Origin of the sequence: Sulfitobacter sp. (assembly GCF_039977885.1) — a bacterium.
Lineage (GTDB): Bacteria > Pseudomonadota > Alphaproteobacteria > Rhodobacterales > Rhodobacteraceae > Sulfitobacter.
Genome location: NZ_JBDWCI010000009.1, coordinates 17,363 through 34,194 on the forward strand (window position 1 = coordinate 17,363; position 16,832 = coordinate 34,194).

At 56.1% G+C, this 16,832-nt stretch carries 14 protein-coding genes; 7 read left to right on the top strand and 7 right to left on the bottom strand.

From position 1 onward, the window contains the following. Positions 1 to 160: 160 nt before the first annotated feature. Together ABJM03_RS06810 and ABJM03_RS06815 are read left to right on the top strand one after the other, a co-directional pair. Entirely contained in the window at positions 161 to 1,144 is a 984-nt protein-coding gene (locus ABJM03_RS06810; RefSeq protein ID WP_348416643.1) for a response regulator, read from the top strand. After that, positions 1,141 to 1,497, top strand: a complete 357-nt coding sequence (locus tag ABJM03_RS06815; RefSeq protein ID WP_348416644.1) for an Hpt domain-containing protein — start codon at positions 1,141 to 1,143, stop codon at positions 1,495 to 1,497. The genes ABJM03_RS06810 and ABJM03_RS06815 overlap by 4 nt, the downstream gene beginning before the upstream one ends. On the opposite strand, the gene ABJM03_RS06820 is transcribed toward ABJM03_RS06815, so the two are convergent. The 6 genes from ABJM03_RS06820 to ABJM03_RS06845 all read right to left on the bottom strand — a co-directional run bounded on the left by ABJM03_RS06820 (position 1,494) and on the right by ABJM03_RS06845 (position 9,233). Beyond that, the gene (locus ABJM03_RS06820; RefSeq protein ID WP_348416645.1) at positions 1,494 to 1,889 is read right to left on the bottom strand and encodes a response regulator; all 396 of its coding nucleotides are present in this window, start codon (positions 1,887 to 1,889) and stop codon (positions 1,494 to 1,496) included. The two genes, ABJM03_RS06815 and ABJM03_RS06820, sit on opposite strands and share 4 nt — an antisense overlap. 20 nt (positions 1,890 to 1,909) lie before the next feature. Then, the gene (locus ABJM03_RS06825) at positions 1,910 to 3,124 is read right to left on the bottom strand and encodes a HAMP domain-containing sensor histidine kinase (RefSeq protein WP_348416646.1); all 1,215 of its coding nucleotides are present in this window, start codon (positions 3,122 to 3,124) and stop codon (positions 1,910 to 1,912) included. A gap of 91 nt (positions 3,125 to 3,215) precedes the next feature. Further along, entirely contained in the window at positions 3,216 to 6,323 is a 3,108-nt protein-coding gene (locus ABJM03_RS06830) for an ATP-binding protein (protein ID WP_348416647.1), read from the bottom strand. Between the two features lie 115 nt (positions 6,324 to 6,438). Further along, positions 6,439 to 7,350, bottom strand: coding sequence for a hypothetical protein (locus ABJM03_RS06835; RefSeq protein WP_348416648.1), 912 nt, complete (start codon positions 7,348 to 7,350; stop codon positions 6,439 to 6,441). Then, entirely contained in the window at positions 7,335 to 7,982 is a 648-nt protein-coding gene (locus ABJM03_RS06840; RefSeq protein WP_348416649.1) for a DUF1007 family protein, read from the bottom strand. The genes ABJM03_RS06835 and ABJM03_RS06840 overlap by 16 nt, the downstream gene beginning before the upstream one ends. A 45-nt stretch (positions 7,983 to 8,027) precedes the next feature. Next, positions 8,028 to 9,233, bottom strand: coding sequence for a PLP-dependent aminotransferase family protein (locus ABJM03_RS06845; RefSeq protein ID WP_348416650.1), 1,206 nt, complete (start codon positions 9,231 to 9,233; stop codon positions 8,028 to 8,030). A 180-nt stretch (positions 9,234 to 9,413) separates the two neighbouring features. On the opposite strand from ABJM03_RS06845, the gene rpe reads away from it, so the two are divergent. Then, on the top strand, positions 9,414 to 10,103 hold the full coding sequence (gene rpe, locus ABJM03_RS06850; RefSeq protein WP_348416809.1) for a ribulose-phosphate 3-epimerase: 690 nt from the start codon (positions 9,414 to 9,416) through the stop codon (positions 10,101 to 10,103). Positions 10,104 to 10,232: 129 nt separating this feature from the next. On the opposite strand, the gene ABJM03_RS06855 is transcribed toward rpe, so the two are convergent. After that, positions 10,233 to 10,724: a class I SAM-dependent methyltransferase gene (locus tag ABJM03_RS06855; protein ID WP_348416651.1), complete on the bottom strand. Its 492-nt coding sequence runs from the start codon at positions 10,722 to 10,724 to the stop codon at positions 10,233 to 10,235. Between the two features lie 161 nt (positions 10,725 to 10,885). Between ABJM03_RS06855 and ABJM03_RS06860 the strand changes: the two genes are divergently transcribed. Genes ABJM03_RS06860 through ABJM03_RS06875 form a run of 4 tightly spaced genes read left to right on the top strand, consistent with a single transcriptional unit; the run spans position 10,886 to position 16,755 of the window. Beyond that, positions 10,886 to 12,652 carry an ABC transporter ATP-binding protein gene (locus ABJM03_RS06860; RefSeq protein WP_348416652.1) on the top strand — a complete coding sequence of 589 codons (1,767 nt, stop codon included), beginning with the start codon at positions 10,886 to 10,888 and terminating at the stop codon, positions 12,650 to 12,652. Next, complete coding sequence (locus ABJM03_RS06865; RefSeq protein ID WP_348416653.1) at positions 12,645 to 14,576, top strand: ABC transporter substrate-binding protein; 1,932 nt, start codon at positions 12,645 to 12,647, stop codon at positions 14,574 to 14,576. The genes ABJM03_RS06860 and ABJM03_RS06865 overlap by 8 nt, the downstream gene beginning before the upstream one ends. After that, positions 14,576 to 15,604, top strand: a complete 1,029-nt coding sequence (locus ABJM03_RS06870; protein ID WP_348416810.1) for an ABC transporter permease — start codon at positions 14,576 to 14,578, stop codon at positions 15,602 to 15,604. Before ABJM03_RS06865 ends, ABJM03_RS06870 begins: the two co-directional genes overlap by 1 nt. Further along, on the top strand, positions 15,601 to 16,755 hold the full coding sequence (locus tag ABJM03_RS06875; RefSeq protein WP_348416654.1) for an ABC transporter permease: 1,155 nt from the start codon (positions 15,601 to 15,603) through the stop codon (positions 16,753 to 16,755). Before ABJM03_RS06870 ends, ABJM03_RS06875 begins: the two co-directional genes overlap by 4 nt. The last annotated feature ends 77 nt before the right edge of the window (positions 16,756 to 16,832 follow it).

Here is a 16,832-nt window from a genome sequence, read left to right on the forward strand (position 1 = left end):
ATCAATAACTTAGTTAAAATATCCTTAACAAAAAGCCCTTCACGAAGAAATACATAAAAACCGCCAAATCACTCCCCCGCAGGGCTATGAATTTGTCCTATTTTCGCCATCTTTAAGCACCATCAAAGGCTCTAGAAAAGACCACCTCTGGAGGCGCGACATGAAAATTCTGGCAGCAGACGACGATCCTATTATCCTTGAGCTTTTGGAGCAATTTTTACTGGCCATTGGCGAGCACGAGCTAACAACTGTGACAAGCGCCCAAGACGCCATTTCCACGGTTACGGAAAATGCCGCTGATCCTTTTGACTGCTTCCTCTTTGATATCCAGATGCCGGGGATGGACGGTATTGCCCTCACCAGTCAGATCCGTCGCATTGAACAATACAAAACCGCGCCGATCGTGATGCTCACCGCGATGTCCGAAAAGCGTTATATTGACAAAGCCTTTGCCGCCGGTGCCACCGATTATGCCACCAAACCATTTGATCTGATCGAGCTCAAGGCCCGCATCAATATGGTAGAGCAGTTGGTCGTGGGGGGCCGCCCGGCGAAGACTGGCAAGCTGTTTGTCGCCAATGCACTGAACAAGCAAGCAAATGCATCAGAAAATATTGATGTGCATACCCCATTCGCGCTCAATGACATCGACAATGTCATCAGCTGCACTGCGATGGAGAATTACGTTGTGCAACTGTCGCGCAACTCGCTGTTTGGCTCAACAGTATTTGCCCTCGCCCTGCGCACGCCTGACGTCTTTTGTGACCAGCTGTCTCCGGCTGAATTCAAGTTCCTCATCGAGGACGTCGCAGAGACCGTCTCAGATTGCCTCACCGGGCGTCAGTTTTTGATGACCTATGCCGGCAACGGCATCTTTTTATGCATCACGGAGAGCGGATGGCGGCCCGACATGTCCCGACTGACCGACACCGTAAACCTCAACCTCAGCCGGGCGCAAATCATGTGCAACGCCGGTGTCGAGCTGCATCCACGTGTCAGCGCAGGGAAAGCAATCCGGCTGGTTTGGAAATCGGGCGATCAAATTTTAAACGCTCTTAGCAACGCTCAGGCTTCGGCCGAAGATGCCGCCGCTGAACACGAGCGGCTAAAGACGGACTTCTTTATGACAGGAAAATCAGCATGAGCGCACTCGCCCATCAAATGCCCGGTATGGACCGCATCAAGCACCGGTTTCTTGAGCTTTTGCACGACCGCAAAACAAGCATTGCCCAACACGCCCTTGCGGCATGGGATGGTGAAACTGTCGAGTTGATCAACAGTAATCTTGAAGAAGCTCGCAACATCCTGCACCAGATTGCGGGCACGGCCGGTACTGTCGGCTTCCCCGATCTGGGTGCTGTCGCGCAGCAATGCGAGGCGCAGATCATTGCCCATTTGGAAGGTGACTATGCCGACCTGGCAATATGCCCGGGTGAAATCATCTGGCGCATTGATACTTTTGTGGAGGCCTGCGACGCGCTGGGCAGCGAGGCCTAGCCCTCTTTAGTCGGTGTCGGGCAGACGGATGTCATTGCTCGTTTGATTTGCGCAGCCAAGGTCATAGGATCAAATGGCTTGCTGATCACATCCGCGGCTCCGATGGCGCGCAATTCTTCAAGCTCTGGTTTCTGTGCACGCGCCGTCATAAAGACAGCGGGAGTCTGTGCAAAGGCGGGTATTTCTCTTATGTGCAGCAATGCCTCTTTGCCCGTCATACCCGGCATCATCATATCCAGTAAAATGATGTCAGGGCTAAAACTTTCCAGTTGCGCAAGAGCCTCTGGCCCGCTGTTGCATTGAACAACCTCGAACTCACCCGAAAGCTCGAGCGAAAGCTTTGCAATCTGGCGGATATCCGCGTCGTCCTCGACATGTAGTAGTTTAAACATCCGCGCTCTCCATGGGTGCTCTATCCAACATCACGCTTCTCGGTCTTGTTGTGACCTCCCACCACGACCGCTCCCCCTTTGGGCAGGTGAAAACTAAACGTCGTTCCGACACCCGGCGTGCTCTCAAAACCGATACTCCCCCCCAGTCTATCGACAATTGCTTTACAGATGCTCAACCCCAGACCAGAGCCGCCTTTTCTCTGCCTGTCCGAATTTTCAAGATCAGCGAAGCGTTCAAAAATCTTGCTCTGATCCTCAAGCCTAATCCCCTCTCCCTGATCCTGAACATGGAATGACACTGTCCGTGCCTTATCCTCTATGGTGACTTCAACTGTGCTATGTGGACGGGAAAATTTAGCAGCGTTGGTCAGTAAATTCCCTAATACCTGCATAATTCTGTTGGGGTCACTATTGAGCACAACGGGCCTTTGGGCCCCGACAACTTCAACCTTTAGATCAAAGCGCTGCGAGAACATCGAAGACGCCGCGATTGCTTCGTGGACCAATGCCCCGGCATCGACGGGCACTTTTTCAAACCCTAAACCTTCGTCAACAATCTTTTGCAGATCCAGTATATCATTCAAAATCACGACCAATCGGTCCGCATTCCTATGCGAAATTTCAAGCAATTCGCGTGCCGGGTCAGGCAGTCGGCCAGCTGCATTTGACAACAAAAGCCCCATAGCCCCCTTTATGGAAGTGAGCGGCGAGCGCAGTTCGTGACTGACCGTTGAGATGAAATCGCTCTTGACCTGCTGCTCCGCGACCTCCTGCGTAATGTCGTGCAGAACCAACATGACCTGTCGCGGTCCCAGACACACAATGGAGGGTCGAAAAATTTTTCCTTCGTTATATAAAGTACAGAGCTGTGGGGCGGCGCTACCCGAAAGCAGATCTCGGAGAATATAGCGCTGATCCAAAGCTACGATATCATCCGTAGAGCCAATAGCGCCCCGCGCGGCCGCTGCCCTGTTGCGATACAAAATATTGTCGGTGGTACGGTCTATGATCCACACTTCATCTTCAAGCGCCGCGAGTGCTTCAGCTTGCTCCGATATGCCTGTTTTTTGGGTAGCGACTTTGGCTGATACAATAGCCACAACAATCATCCCCCCCGTCACGGCCACAGCCGGAGCGAACCCCATCGGAAAGAAATGGGCCACCCCCCAATAGAAAACCACTCCCAACACGACAGCAGCCAAAACGGGTGCCAGCTTTTTCACCTCGACATTCACTGATTACATTCCCCTATCGAGGGTCTGATAAGGATAGGCAGAAGTCTTGTTTGGCCTCCTCGGATTGACCCCGGTTTGAATTGTTCAAACATCATCCTGCCGCCCTGCTCTGGGATGGTGTGGCCTTGCTGACCTTGTCAGCTACCAGCTGTGCGATGTCTCCCACGTCGACTTGCGACTTGATCAAGCGTGATGAGATACGGCCATCCTGCGACGTCGGGGTCTCAGAGCTTAGGCTGACGATCTGCGCACAGGGGTGGCTTTCGCAAATTCTATCCAGAAGATTGAAGATAGTGCCGTCCGGCAGGGTCAGGTCAACAATAATGGCATCCCACTCCTCCGCCTCCAGAACTTGGCGGGCCTCGACAAGAGTGTGCGCCGAGGTGACATCTGCCACGCCGGCGAATCCTGCTGCAATGACATCACAAAAATCACCGTCTGCTTCGATATGCAGGACCTTCAGATTACACAGGGGATTAGGCGCAAAGGCGCAAAACTCATCCGCTTCGATATCATCGTCGGAGACCGCCACGGGACAGGTAAACCAGAACACGGTTTTACGTTCGGCCTTTTGCGTGAAACCGATTTCCCCGCCCGAACGACGGATGATTTCACGGGCAATACTCAACCCTAATCCCGTGCCCCCCTTGCTACGCGTATCCGAGGCATCCACCTGCGTGAAGGCATCAAACAGCTGCGATTGAAACCGCTCCGGAATTGGGGGACCGGTATTCTCAAATGCGACGCGAACCATGTCGCCCTCAACCTCAAAACGGACCAACACCTCTGTGTCAGGGTCCGAGAACTTGCAGGCGTTCGACAGCAAATTGACAATGACCTGCCGAATACGCCCGGCATCAGCAAAGATCATAGCCGACGGATCGCCCTCGATCTTGACCCGATCCCGCTCACCTTGCCCGACTTCCTCGGTTCCATGCTCAAGCGCATCCTCAATCAAGGCGTGCAGCGGCGTGGGAGCTGTTTCAAACGAAACCTCACCCGAAGAGATTTTCTCAAGGTCGAGGATATTGTTGACCAGCACCGTCAACCGGTCCGCGTTGACACGTGCAATTTCGAGCAGACGCACCGCGGTATCCGGCAAGCTACTAGCGGCCGTAGCCTCCAGCAATCCAAGCGCACCTTTGATCGATGTCAGCGGTGTCCGCAACTCGTGACTGACGGTCGCGATAAATTCGGTCTTGATCTGCTCAACGCGCTTTTGTTGGGTAATATCTGTGATCTGCGCAATATAGACATATTGATCGCGATTTTTGTCATAGGTCCAACTCAGGTGAAACAGCCCCCAACATTCTTCCTTGCTCAACGTTTGAACCCGAACTTGACTATGGTAGGTTTCAACGCCCCCTGACCGCAATAACGCGCGCACGTCACGCGACAGCTCGACGAAACTTCTGCGCGACAACAGTTGTGATAGGCGCATATCCGATTTCATGAACTCTGCGTCATGGCCGCACAGCCGCGACAGGGCCGCGTTCACTTCGATGAACCTCCCTTCTGCATCCATAACAGCCATGCCAACCGGCGCATCCTCCAGCACCATCCGGAATCGCGCCTCGCTCACTTCGAGCGCATTGCGTGCATGGCGCAAGTCAGTGATGTCCGATTGCGTTCCGATCAGCCGGGTAGCCCAACCGTCATCATTGAATTCACTGGGGACCGCATCGGAATACATCCAGCGCCACCCCTCACTAAACCGCACACGATACTCACAAGAGCTACGCGCCGTTTCACCCGCGATACATTTTTGGTCTGCAGTCAACAGCTCGGGCAGATCATCCGGATGCACCCGAGCCAGAAAATCACGGCGATGATCAAAACCCTCCTGACCACCTTCGACGCCCATAATTTTATGCCAGGTTTCCGACATCACGGCGGCACCGCTCACAAGGTCAATTTCGAAAATACCAATTCCGCTACCGGTCAAAGCAATGTCATAGCGACGGTGAACAGCTTCAATTTGACGGCGGCTGTTGAATTGATCGCTAACATCACGGATCAGGACAGTCGTCTGATATCTGCCTTCGGCCGTGCGCCATTTATTGGTTTGCACATCCAGCATCAGGGTTGAACCGCAATCCATGCGTCCTGTTGCGTTGCATATGTCGCGTTCCGACGTATCCGCATGAAGCGTTACAAATCTTTCGAACTTCTGCCCGACAAAATCCTTGGATGAAACGCAAAACAAAGCTGCTGCTGCTTCATTCGCAAAAGTAATCTCATCCTTTTCATCCAGCATAAAAACCACGGAAACACTTGTCTCTATCAGCGCGCGATTTTCCTGCAAACGGGCATCCAATTGCCGCTCCCGCAGTGCAGCCGCTGTTTTAAGAACATTTTCGTAGCGAGCGGCATTCCCGACAACCAGGGCCATGACACCGGATAGAAATAAACCAACTGCCAAAAGGGCAGTCGGTAGAATACTTGCATAGGATTTGTCAAAATGCGGGGTGCTGTTATAGGTGACCTGCCAGATACGCCCATATAGCGGCAACACATGTTCTGACGATATCAAACCGTCCGGCCCATCATTGGCATCGTGGCCAAACAACTGGATCGGATTTTCCGCATCAGTCACGTCAACCACGCGCATCCTGAGGTCCCCATCGAACCCTTCCGTCATGGAAGACCAAACAACTTCCGCAGAAATCCCCCCGACAATCCAACGCGCGTTTTTCCCGATGCCGTCCAACCATTGAACGAGGATAAAATGCGCGCCCATTGCGGCACCGGCTTCCTCATCGTGAAGCAGCGGACTCATTACAGGGGATTCAATCGCCTGCGCAGCCTGCAAGGTTTCCAGATAGCTCGGCGCGATATTCGCGCCCTGCACCACCCATAAATCTATGAGTTCCGGTGTTTTGCGCCTGCGACCTAGGCGGCTGGTATAATTATCAATTTCGACCTTATCCGACACCGGCTGAAGACCCGCAAAAGCCGCAGCTCCGGCGAGCTTCTGCTCATAGGTTCGCAGCTGAAAGCGCAGGTGATCTTCGCTGATATGCGTCATTTTTTCGAAGGATGCTTCTGCCGCAAGCCGGTCGAAGCGAGCTGCATAATGGTAAAGCACAAAAGTCAGCGCCAGAAAGGTCAGGACCAGCAGCCGGCCAACACGTTTCCACGTTTTAGAAGAAACACGGACTTTCGTGTCGCGCGAAAAAATGGACGCGAGCCGTTTCAAAAAATTCTCCACATCGCTGATTGCTATGTGAAGATACGCGCCAAAAGTTAACGGCTGATAAATACGCAAGCGGCCAACCCTGAAAAGGTTTACTTCTTGCGCGGAAAACCCCGCATCAAATCGCGCGGAGCAACAAAGCCCCCGAAAGCGCCAGAACAGTGAGCCCCGCAGCAATTTCGATCATTGGCATGACCCAAAGCAGCGAAGACGCGCCTGCAATACTGCGCAGCAGCGCTCCCCGGAAACCACTGGCTGCAATGCCAACCGCCACCGTCACAGAGGCCGTACCCAACGCCATAGCAAAAGCCCCTGCGATCCCTGCGCTGGCGATCCCCATCTGCCATGTAATGATCAGGACAAAAAGCGCACCGGTACAAGGGCGCACAGCAATCCCCGCAATCAACGCCAACGCATTGCGCAAGCTGTTGGCCTGTACAGTCTCTGCCAGCGAAGGACCATGCCGGTGGCCACAGCTCCCACAGACTTCACCTTCACCAAGGGAGCTGTGATGGTGATCATGCCCATCGCCCTGCCGCGTGCTGCGCAACCGCCTTACCCCCCGCAACATTAACCACAGCCCCACGGCTGCAATCATCATATAACTTAACGGTGCCAGCCACGCCTCGGCGGTCCCGATCATCACATCGCGTGTCAGCCCCAAGAGCCACAGCCCGCCATAGGCAAGGACTACCGCGGTCACCGCCTGCCCGAGGCTCGAGATCAGGGCGATAACAGACAGGCGCAGCATTGGCACCTGTCGCGCCACCCCATATCCGCCCACCAGCAACTTACCATGACCCGGTCCAATCGCGTGGAAGAACCCATAGGCAAAACAACTGCCCAGCAGCAGCGTATAGGCCCCTGCCTCTCCCGCGCGCAAGCCACGCAGCGTACGTGCGATACCGTTCTGGAATGCGCGTTGTTGACCAGCGGCCCATTGCAACAACTGCTCGAACCCGCCTGTAAACCACAGCCCTGCAACAACCGCACAGGCCAACATCAATCCAGCAGCTATTGCCCAGCGCATGACAGCTCAACCTTGGTTGCAAAACGCGCGCCGATATCGCCCAAGCCCGCCGTTTCCATGTCAAAATCCTGAGGGATCGCAGAAAGCTCGGCCTGCGTCATCGCCAATGCGCCCTCAATATCCGGCTCGTCCAGCGTCACCTCGCAGGTATCGCCACCCTCAATCGTCACCGGCAGACCCACCTCATATGCGGTGTAATACGTACCGTCATAGGGCCGGAATTCGACAGACTGGGCCAAATCAGGCGTCTCTTCGACTTCCCTCAAATGGGTGGTGATAATCTTGCCGTCGTGCATCACTGCGGTGGGGGCGCTCGGCCCTGATAACGTCAATGGCTGGCCTGTCCAGCTCCCGACCAGATCGCCGTTATACCCTTCGACCCACTGCATATCAAAGCCCGTCAGCTTCGCGGTATCCTCAGCGTCAAGCACACCATCATAGTCTTCATCAATCCCCATGTCTTCGGTCACCAGCAGGGAGTAAAGCTCATCATACTCCCATGTCACGCGCACATGCGTCAAGCGATTTTGCCCATCCACGATGAACGCCAACCCTGTATTCACAAAGATATGCGGATGTGCCGCCAAAGGGGTGGCGGCCAGCATCAGACACAAAGAGGCAACTGCTTTCATAGCCCCTGTTTATGATGCCGCGCAGGCCTGTTCAATCGCCATCCGTTACAGCGCGGCAGCAATCAGCCGACCCAGCCGCGCAATGCCTTCGTCGATCATCACATCATCTGTTCGGCTAAAGCTCAGGCGCATTGTATTGCTCCCCGACCCATCGGCAAAAAACGCATGACCTGGCACAAATGCCACCCGTTCGCTACGCAATGAGGATGCCAGAAGCGCTGCCGCGTCGAGCGATTTGGGAAGCTCCAGCCAGATGAACATACCACCTTCGGGGCGCGTCCATGTCACCCCTGCAGGCATATGCGCCTCAAGTGCGCGCAGCATTGCATCGCGCCGTCCGCGGTAGGCCTCCTTGATCTTGGCGACATGGCTGTCAAATTGCGCTGTCGCCACGCGTTCAATCGCCATTTGGTTGATGGTCGAGCTGTGCAAATCCGCCGCCTGTTTGAGCAGCACCATTTGCGAGATCACCTCTTTCGCGCCACAGACCCAGCCCACGCGCAGCCCCGGTGCCAGCGTTTTCGAGAAGCTGCCGCAATACAGCGTGCGGCAGGCGTTGATATCACCTCTGCGCGCAATTTCACGTGCCAGTACCGGCGACAGCGCCTCTCCCTCAAAGCGCAGCGATTGATACGCCGCGTCCTCGATCACCGCGATATCCAGCTCATCCGCCAGATCAATCACCCGCTCGCGCATACCGGCATCCAGCGTACGGCCCGTCGGATTGGCAAAATCCACAGACATATAGGCGAACTTCACGCGGCCCTCACCGGCCGCTTGCGCATAATCCTCGGCCGAGCGGTTGGTTTCGGGATCAAGCCGGTCATAGCGCGGCTCATAAGCGTTGAACGCGCCCAGCGCCCCCAGATACGTGGGCCAGCCGACCAAAGCGGTGTCACCCGGGCTCAGCAGCAGCTTACCCAAGTAGTCGAGCGCTTGTTGCGAGCCGGAGGTGATCAGAATGTTATCGCGCGTGCACGGGATGCCCAACGCCGTCATTTGCCCCACAATCCAGTCACGCAGCGGCGGATATCCCTCGGAGACCGAGTATTGCAAAGCAGTGGCCTGATTCTCGGGGCTCAGAGCATCAGCAAACGCCTGCTGGAAAGCCTGCGCCGGAAACAGGTCGGGATCAGGGATGCCCCCCGCAAACGAGATAATATCAGGCTGGTCCAACAGCTTAAGAAGCTCGCGAATTTCGCTCGCGGCCATGCGGCTATTGCGCGTCGCAAATATCTGCTGCCAATCCATGTCATTTCCTCCCGAAAGTTGCGTGAGGCGGAAAAATCATGAAACTTTATATAGGTCAATAGTTATGTCCTAAATGACCGATCCGGCCCTATCCCCCTATGAATGTTGCCCTGCGCCTGACCACGGGGTATCAGCATCGCAACCCTTCCCATCAAAGGCTGCCAGCATATGTCTTCCCCCTTGCCCTTCGACCACTCCATCAAAATTGCCCCATCTATCCTTGCCGCCGACTTTGCCAATTTCGGTGCGGAATGTGAGGCCGTTGAGGCCCAAGGGGCCGATTGGATCCACGTGGATGTCATGGACGGGCATTTCGTGCCCAATATCACCTTTGGTGCAGCCACCTGTGCCGCCATTCGCCCGCACATCAAAGGCGTGATGGACGTGCACCTGATGATCTCGCCCGTGGATTCCTATATCGAGGATTTCGCAAAAGCCGGTGCCGACGTGATCACCGCCCACGTTGAGGCAGGCCCGCATATCCACCGCACCCTGCAAGCCATCCGCGCCACAGGTGCCCGGGCGGGCGTCGCGCTTAACCCCGGCACACCGGCCGAGGCCATCGCCCATCTGCTGGACCTCACCGATCTGGTTTGTGTCATGACCGTAAACCCCGGTTTCGGCGGACAGAAATTCATTGATATGAGCGCCAAGATCAAAACCCTGCGCAACATGATCGGCGACCGCCCAGTGCATATTGAAATCGACGGCGGCGTGGACCCTGTCACAGCTCCGATCGTTGCGAATGCCGGTGCCGATGTGCTTGTCGCAGGCTCTGCCGTGTTCCGTGGCGGGTCCGTCAGCGACCCTAGCTCCTATGGCACCAACATCCGCGCCATCCGCGAAGCCGTGGCAGGCGTCTACGTCTAAGGTATACGATCCGCAAAAGCCTCGACCATCTAATGTTTGAACGACTTGCCCGCCAGCGCCGCGGGCAAGCCTGTGGCCACCACGATGCCTAAGGGTCGCATCGGCCTGTTCAGGATCATTTCTACTGTGTCAAAGCGGGCACTGATAGATAAAGGTCCGCCCCTCCACGGCCCCTTCGGGGAGCGGGAGTTCAACCAATCTATCGAAATACATGGCATCGCTCGCCACCATGATCCCCCCCGGGGCCATCACCGTTTCGATCGCTGGCGAGATGGCCCGCGCAAATTCGTCGTTCTTTTCGAGATTATGCCCGCCAAGATCGGCATGGGCAAAGCTCACGACCGGACCATGCTTGGCCAGCATCATGGGCAATGTTTCGAACACATCCCCTAATACCAGCTGATCCTCGGTTGGCGTGCTGGCAGGGTTCGAAGCAACTGCCCGCTCGAACACGTAGATATCACGTTTCTTCACCTTCGCGCGAATATGGTCAAAAGTACGGCCATTTCCCAGCCCCAACTCGAATACAGGCCCCTGCATATCCGCAGTCAGAGCTACAGCGTGGTCAATGCACGCGCGCTGCGAAACCATGCGGGCAATAAATAAATCAAGGCGGGTCATTGTGTAATGCTTTCATTTATAAGTGGTAGTTAAGAAGATAGGCGCGGGCGCACAAATGTCATGCGACCTCACACAGATGCCATTTATCCCGCCAAAAGCAACAGCGCTGGACGGCAAGGAAATTATAAGGTTCACTACCATTCAATGGATGAGGAAGACAAATGCCGCTATTGGATGTGACATCATTGACCATTGGCTTTGCCAAGGCACCGCCTGTGGTGGAAGATGTGTCATTTTCTGTCGATTGCGGCGAAACACTTGCCCTTGTCGGAGAAAGCGGATCGGGCAAAACACTCACTTGCCGCTCGATCCTGCGCATCCTGCCCGAGGCTGCGCAATTGCGCAGCGGACAAATCCTGTACGACCACGGCGATCAACGATGCGACATGGTCAGCGTATCGGATCGCCGATTACGCAACCTGCGCGGCAACCGGATTTCCATGATATTCCAAGAGCCCATGCGGTCGCTTTCGCCGCTGCACAAGTTGGGCAATCAGGTCGCCGAAGTTTTGCATCTGCACGAAAAAATCAGCGCAAAACAGGCGAAGGACCGCGTGCTTGCGCAATTCGAACGTGTCGGTTTCCCCGATCCTGATCGGGCATGGTCAAGCTATCCTTTCGAAATGTCGGGCGGCATGCGCCAACGCGCGATGATCGCCATGGCAATGGTATCAAAACCCGACCTGCTGATCGCCGATGAACCAACGACCGCTCTGGATGTAACCACTCAGGCGCAGGTGCTAGGGCTGATCAAAGAGTTGCAGGCAGAAACAGGGATGGCCGTGATATTGGTCACACATGATCTGGGCGTTGTGGCCAATATGGCCGACAGAGTGGTTGTCATGAACAAGGGCCGCGTGATGGAGCGCGGCAGCGCGCAACAGGTATTGGGCACCCCCAAACATGGCTATACCAAAAAACTGTTCGCCGCGGCCCCTATCATCCCCGAAACCGCGGCCCCGGCTTGCACCCCTGATTATGACGATCTGATCCTCGACATACGCAACGTCACCAAAAGCTTCACCCTGCGCAGCGGCAATTGGCGTTCCCCCCAAGTCGTCACTGCCTGCCGCGATGTTGATCTGAAACTACCACGCGGCAAGACATTGGCCGTGGTGGGCGAAAGCGGCTCGGGCAAGACGACCTGCGCACGGGTCGCATTGGGCGCGACCATGCCTGATCCAGGCGGCGAAGTATTGTTTTGCCCCGGCACCGGGCGCGACTCTATTCAGGTGCACAGTATGAACACCAACCAACGCCGCTGCTTTCAGCGCGAAGCGCAGATGGTGTTTCAAGATCCTTACTCCTCCCTGTCACCGCGCATGCGCGTGCAGCAGGCCCTGACCGAACCTGCCGAGATCCACGGCATCGGCACCGCCGCCGACCGACGCGACAAAGCCGCCGAAATGCTGCGCCTTGTCGGGTTAAGCCCCGATATGCTGCCCCGCTACCCACATGCGTTTTCCGGTGGCCAGCGCCAGCGGCTTTCAATTGCCCGGGCGCTGACACTCGACCCTAAACTGCTGGTCTGTGACGAACCGACATCAGCGCTCGATGTTTCGGTACAAGACCAGATCCTGACCCTGCTCGAAGATATCCGCGACCACGCCGGCCTCAGCTATCTTTTCATCAGCCACGACTTGGCCGTGGTGGCGCGCATCGCCGATGAAGTGGCCGTTATGCGCGCAGGTGTCATTGTCGAACAGGCCTCACCAGATACGCTGTTTTACAACCCCCAACACCCCTACACAAAAGCGCTCATCGCCGCGCAGCCGACACCGAACATCAACCGCCCCATCGACCTTGATCTCGTGGCCAAGGGCGCAGGCAGCCCTGCCGATTGGGCCGAGATGTTCCGCTTTGAGGGTCAGTCTGCTCCGGCATTGCGTGAACTGGAGCCCGGACATATGGTGCGTTGTCATGCATAAACTCATTTCATGGACTGCCGCCGCGATATTATGTGCAGCGCCTTTATTTGCCCAACACGCCACCGCACCGCCCGTACAGGAAAGCAGTTTCTGGGCTGCCGAGGTGACAAAGGGCGACCTGCCGCCCGCTGCCGAACGCATCCCGCTTGAGCCGCTGGTCGTCGATCTCGAAGCCAAAGGCCGCACATTGGGTATACAGGGGGGAACGTTGCGCACCCTGGTCACCCGCACAAAAGACATTCGGCAAATGGTTATCTATGGCTATGCGCGGCTGGTCGGATATGACGAGAATTACGATCTCAAACCGGATATTTTACGTGATATCACCGTCGAGAACGACATGCGGTTTACACTCCATCTGCGCCGTGGTCACCGCTGGTCGGACGGCGCGCCGTTCACCTCGGCCGATTTCAAATATTGGTGGGAAAGCATCGCCAACAACCGGTTCGTTACCCCTTCCGGTCCACCCGAATGGATGATTGTCAGCGGTGAGATGGGCAAGGTCACATTCCCCGACGCTTATACAGTTGTATTTGAATGGTCCTCACCCAATTCCAAATTCCTGCCCCTGCTCGCACAGGCGAGCCCGCCTTTCATCTACCGCCCGGCACATTACCTCAAACAGTTCCACGCCGATTTCGCCGACCCCGAAGAGCTTCAGGAAGAAATCGACTATGCCCGCGTCAAAAGCTGGGCTGCGCTACATAACAAGCGCGATAATATGTACAAGTTCGACAACCCCGATCAGCCGACGCTGCAGCCATGGCTCAATGCATCAGGGCGGCCGACATCGCGCAACCTGTTTGTGCGCAACCCCTATTTCCATCGCATTGACATGGCGGGCACCCAACTGCCTTATATTGATGTTGTGCAAATGACTGTGGTCGGAGGCGGCCTTGTCGCGGCAAAGGCCAACGCTGGCGAAGTCGATCTGCAAGCACGCGGTCTCAGCTTTCGAGACGTGGCGATCCTCAAGAAAGGCGAAGAAGAAGGCGGCAACTATCGCACTTTTCTCTGGGGCAACGGAGCCGCCAGCCAGATCGCCATTTATCCGAACCTGAACTTTGCCGATCCGGTATGGCGCGATGTCATGCGCGATGTGCGCTTCCGCCGCGCGCTTAGCCTCGGCATTGACCGGCGCATGATCAACCGCGCCCTGTATTTCGGGCTTGCCCATGAAGGCGGGATGACGGCCCTGCCCAGCAGCCCGCTGTTTGACCCCAACGATCTTAGCGCATGGTCCGATCTCGATCTGGACATGGCCAACCAATTGCTCGACGAAATGGGCCTGACCGAAAGAACCCCCAACGGGCTGCGCAAATTGCCCGACGGTCGCCCCATGGAGTTTGTCGTAGAAACAGCAGGCGAGCGTCAGGAAGAAGAAAACGCACTGTCCATCATTACAGATACATGGCGCGATCTTGGCATTCGGCTGATCATGCGCCCGCTTGACCGCGACATCCTGCGCAACCGCATCTATGCCGGACGCAGCATGGCCGGTGTATGGTACGGTTGGGACAACGGCCTGCCCACCGCAGCAACATCACCCGCCTACCTCGCCCCGACCGCACAAGAGTTTTTTGCATGGCCCATGTGGGGGCAATATTACCAAACCAAAGGTCAGGCCGGCGAGCCGCCCGATATGCCCGGACCCAAACGCCTTCTCCAGCTTTCCTATGACTGGAGCGAAACCGGCGATGCCACCGCGCGCGCCCGCATCTGGGATGAAATGCTAGATATCCACGCCCAAGAGCAATTCGGCATTGGCATTCTATCCGGCGCGCCGCAACCCGTTGTCGTGTCACGCCGTTTGCGCAATGTTCCTGAACATGGCATCTGGGCCTATGACCCCGGCGCGCATTTCGGGATACACCACATAGACGAGTTCTATTTCGACGACGCCTTTATGCAGGTCAGCAGATGATAATGATACTCCGCTACGCTTTACTGCGATTTTGCACGATGTTGCTGACACTTTGGGTGGTGTCGATACTTGTGTTTGTGATCATCAACCTGCCGCCCGGCGACTACCTCAGTAACCAGATCGCAGAGCTGCGCGCGACGGGACAGGCCGCAAGCGTTGCCAAAGCCGAATTTTTGCGTGTGGAGTATTCCCTCGACCGCCCCCTATGGGAACAATATATGATCTGGGTCGGCTTCATGCCCGGTCCGGAAGGGTTTTATGGGTTGATCCAAGGCAATTTTGGCTGGTCCTTCGAATTCGACCGCCCTGTGGCCGAGATTGTCGGCGATGCGCTATGGCTCACCGTTTTGCTGAACCTCGCAGCCGTGCTTTTCGTCTACGCCGTTGCTTTGCCTTTGGGTGTTCTGGCTGCCGCAAAATCAGAAACCTGGGTAGACTACAGCGCAGGCTTTGTCGGCTATCTGGGCCTCGCCACGCCGAATTTCCTGCTGGCATTGATCCTGTTTTACTACGGGCACAAACACTTTGGTCTACCTATCGGGGGCCTCATGAGCCCTGAATTCGAGGGAGACCCCATGTCATGGGAGAAGGTGAAATCCATCCTTGTTCACCTCATCATTCCGACATTCGTCATCGGCACATCCGGTGCCGCCGCCATGATGCAACGCCTGCGGGCCAATATGCTCGACGAGCTCAGCAAACCCTATGTGGAAACCGCTATTGCCAAAGGGATGAAGCCAAGCGCCATGTTACGCAAATACCCCCTCCGCATGGCGTTCAACCCCTTCGTAGCGGACATCGGCAACCTGCTGCCCGCGATGATCTCCGGCTCGGTTTTGGTGTCCGTTGTGCTGGGCCTGCAAACCATCGGGCCATCCCTACTCACCGCGCTGAAATCTCAAGACCAGTTTCTGGCAGCCTTCGTGTTGATGTTCGTAGCCCTGTTAACCTTGATCGGAACGATGATCTCCGATGTTCTTCTGATGCTCCTTGACCCACGCATCCGCTTGGGAGGCCGCAGGAAATGAGCATGATACCCGAGAAACGCTATGTCGATCCTACCCCATGGAGCGAAGAGAACGACCTATCTGCGCCAGAGCGTGCCGATTTTGACGCCCCCGCCGCAGTCCTGATCTGGCGTAAATTCCGCCGCCATAAACTCGGGCTGATCTCGGGCCTGTTCTTGCTGTTTTGCTACCTCATCCTGCCTGTGGCCGGCTTTGTGTCCCCCTACACCGCAAACGAGCGAAGCGCAGATTACCTCTACCACCCACCGCAATCCGTGAACCTGTGGCATGAGGGCGACTTTATTGGCCCTTATGTCTATGCCACCACTGCTGTGGCAGACCTTGAAAACTATCGCTGGACCTACAGTGTGGACAAATCCACCCCCATGCCGCTCCAGTTTTTCTGCAAAGGCAGTGACTACAAAATCGCAGGGTTCATCCCCTCCGACACCCACCTGTTCTGCCCCCCCCAAGGGGCAACCGTATTCCTGTGGGGCTCTGACAGGCTTGGCCGCGATGTATTCAGCCGCATCCTTTACGGTGCCCAGCTGTCGCTGACCGTTGGCATCATCGGCATCACCGTCAGCTTCATCCTCGGCATATTCTTCGGCGCGCTCGCAGGATATTTCGGCGGAAAAACGGATTGGACCATCAACCGCGCAATTGAAATCCTGCGCTCCTTGCCCGAATTGCCACTCTGGCTCGCCCTTTCCGCTGCCGTGCCTTCGAACTGGGGGCCGGTCTCGGTCTTCTTCATCATCTCGATCATTCTGGGCATTCTTGACTGGCCAGGCTTGGCCCGTGCCGTGCGCTCGAAATTTCTCAGCCTGCGCGAAGAAGAATATGTGCGTGCCGCAGAAATGATGGGGGCAAAGCCATCACGCGTTATCCGCAGGCACCTGTTGCCCAACTTCATGTCTCACCTGATTGCCAGTGCCACGCTTTCTATCCCCGCCATGATCCTCGGCGAAACAGCTCTCAGCTTCCTCGGGCTTGGCCTGCGCGCCCCGGCTGTCTCATGGGGCGTGATGCTTAACGACGCCCAAAACCTCGCCAGCATCGAAATATACCCTTGGACAGCCATCCCTATGCTGCCCATCATCGTGGTGGTGCTGGCTTTCAACTTCCTCGGCGATGGCCTGCGGGCTTCCCTTGACCCATACCGCTCCTGATCCCATTACGCACAGGCATCGTGCCGCCTATTTCTTCTAGCCGAAAATACTCCGGAGAGCGCGAGAGGCAGAGCCTC

Excerpts from the sequence above, each read along its gene's own strand:
- ABJM03_RS06810 (WP_348416643.1), top strand. The coding sequence starts at position 161 with ATGAAAATTCTGGCAGCAGACGACGATCCTATTATCCTTGAGCTTTTG.
- ABJM03_RS06865 (WP_348416653.1), top strand. The coding sequence starts at position 12,645 with ATGCATAAACTCATTTCATGGACTGCCGCCGCGATATTATGTGCAGCG.
- ABJM03_RS06835 (WP_348416648.1), bottom strand. The coding sequence starts at position 7,350 with ATGCGCTGGGCAATAGCTGCTGGATTGATGTTGGCCTGTGCGGTTGTT.
- ABJM03_RS06845 (WP_348416650.1), bottom strand. The coding sequence starts at position 9,233 with ATGGATTGGCAGCAGATATTTGCGACGCGCAATAGCCGCATGGCCGCG.
- ABJM03_RS06860 (WP_348416652.1), top strand. The coding sequence starts at position 10,886 with ATGCCGCTATTGGATGTGACATCATTGACCATTGGCTTTGCCAAGGCA.
- ABJM03_RS06855 (WP_348416651.1), bottom strand. The coding sequence starts at position 10,724 with ATGACCCGCCTTGATTTATTTATTGCCCGCATGGTTTCGCAGCGCGCG.
- ABJM03_RS06875 (WP_348416654.1), top strand. The coding sequence starts at position 15,601 with ATGAGCATGATACCCGAGAAACGCTATGTCGATCCTACCCCATGGAGC.
- ABJM03_RS06820 (WP_348416645.1), bottom strand. The coding sequence starts at position 1,889 with ATGTTTAAACTACTACATGTCGAGGACGACGCGGATATCCGCCAGATT.
- ABJM03_RS06840 (WP_348416649.1), bottom strand. The coding sequence starts at position 7,982 with ATGAAAGCAGTTGCCTCTTTGTGTCTGATGCTGGCCGCCACCCCTTTG.
- ABJM03_RS06815 (WP_348416644.1), top strand. The coding sequence starts at position 1,141 with ATGAGCGCACTCGCCCATCAAATGCCCGGTATGGACCGCATCAAGCAC.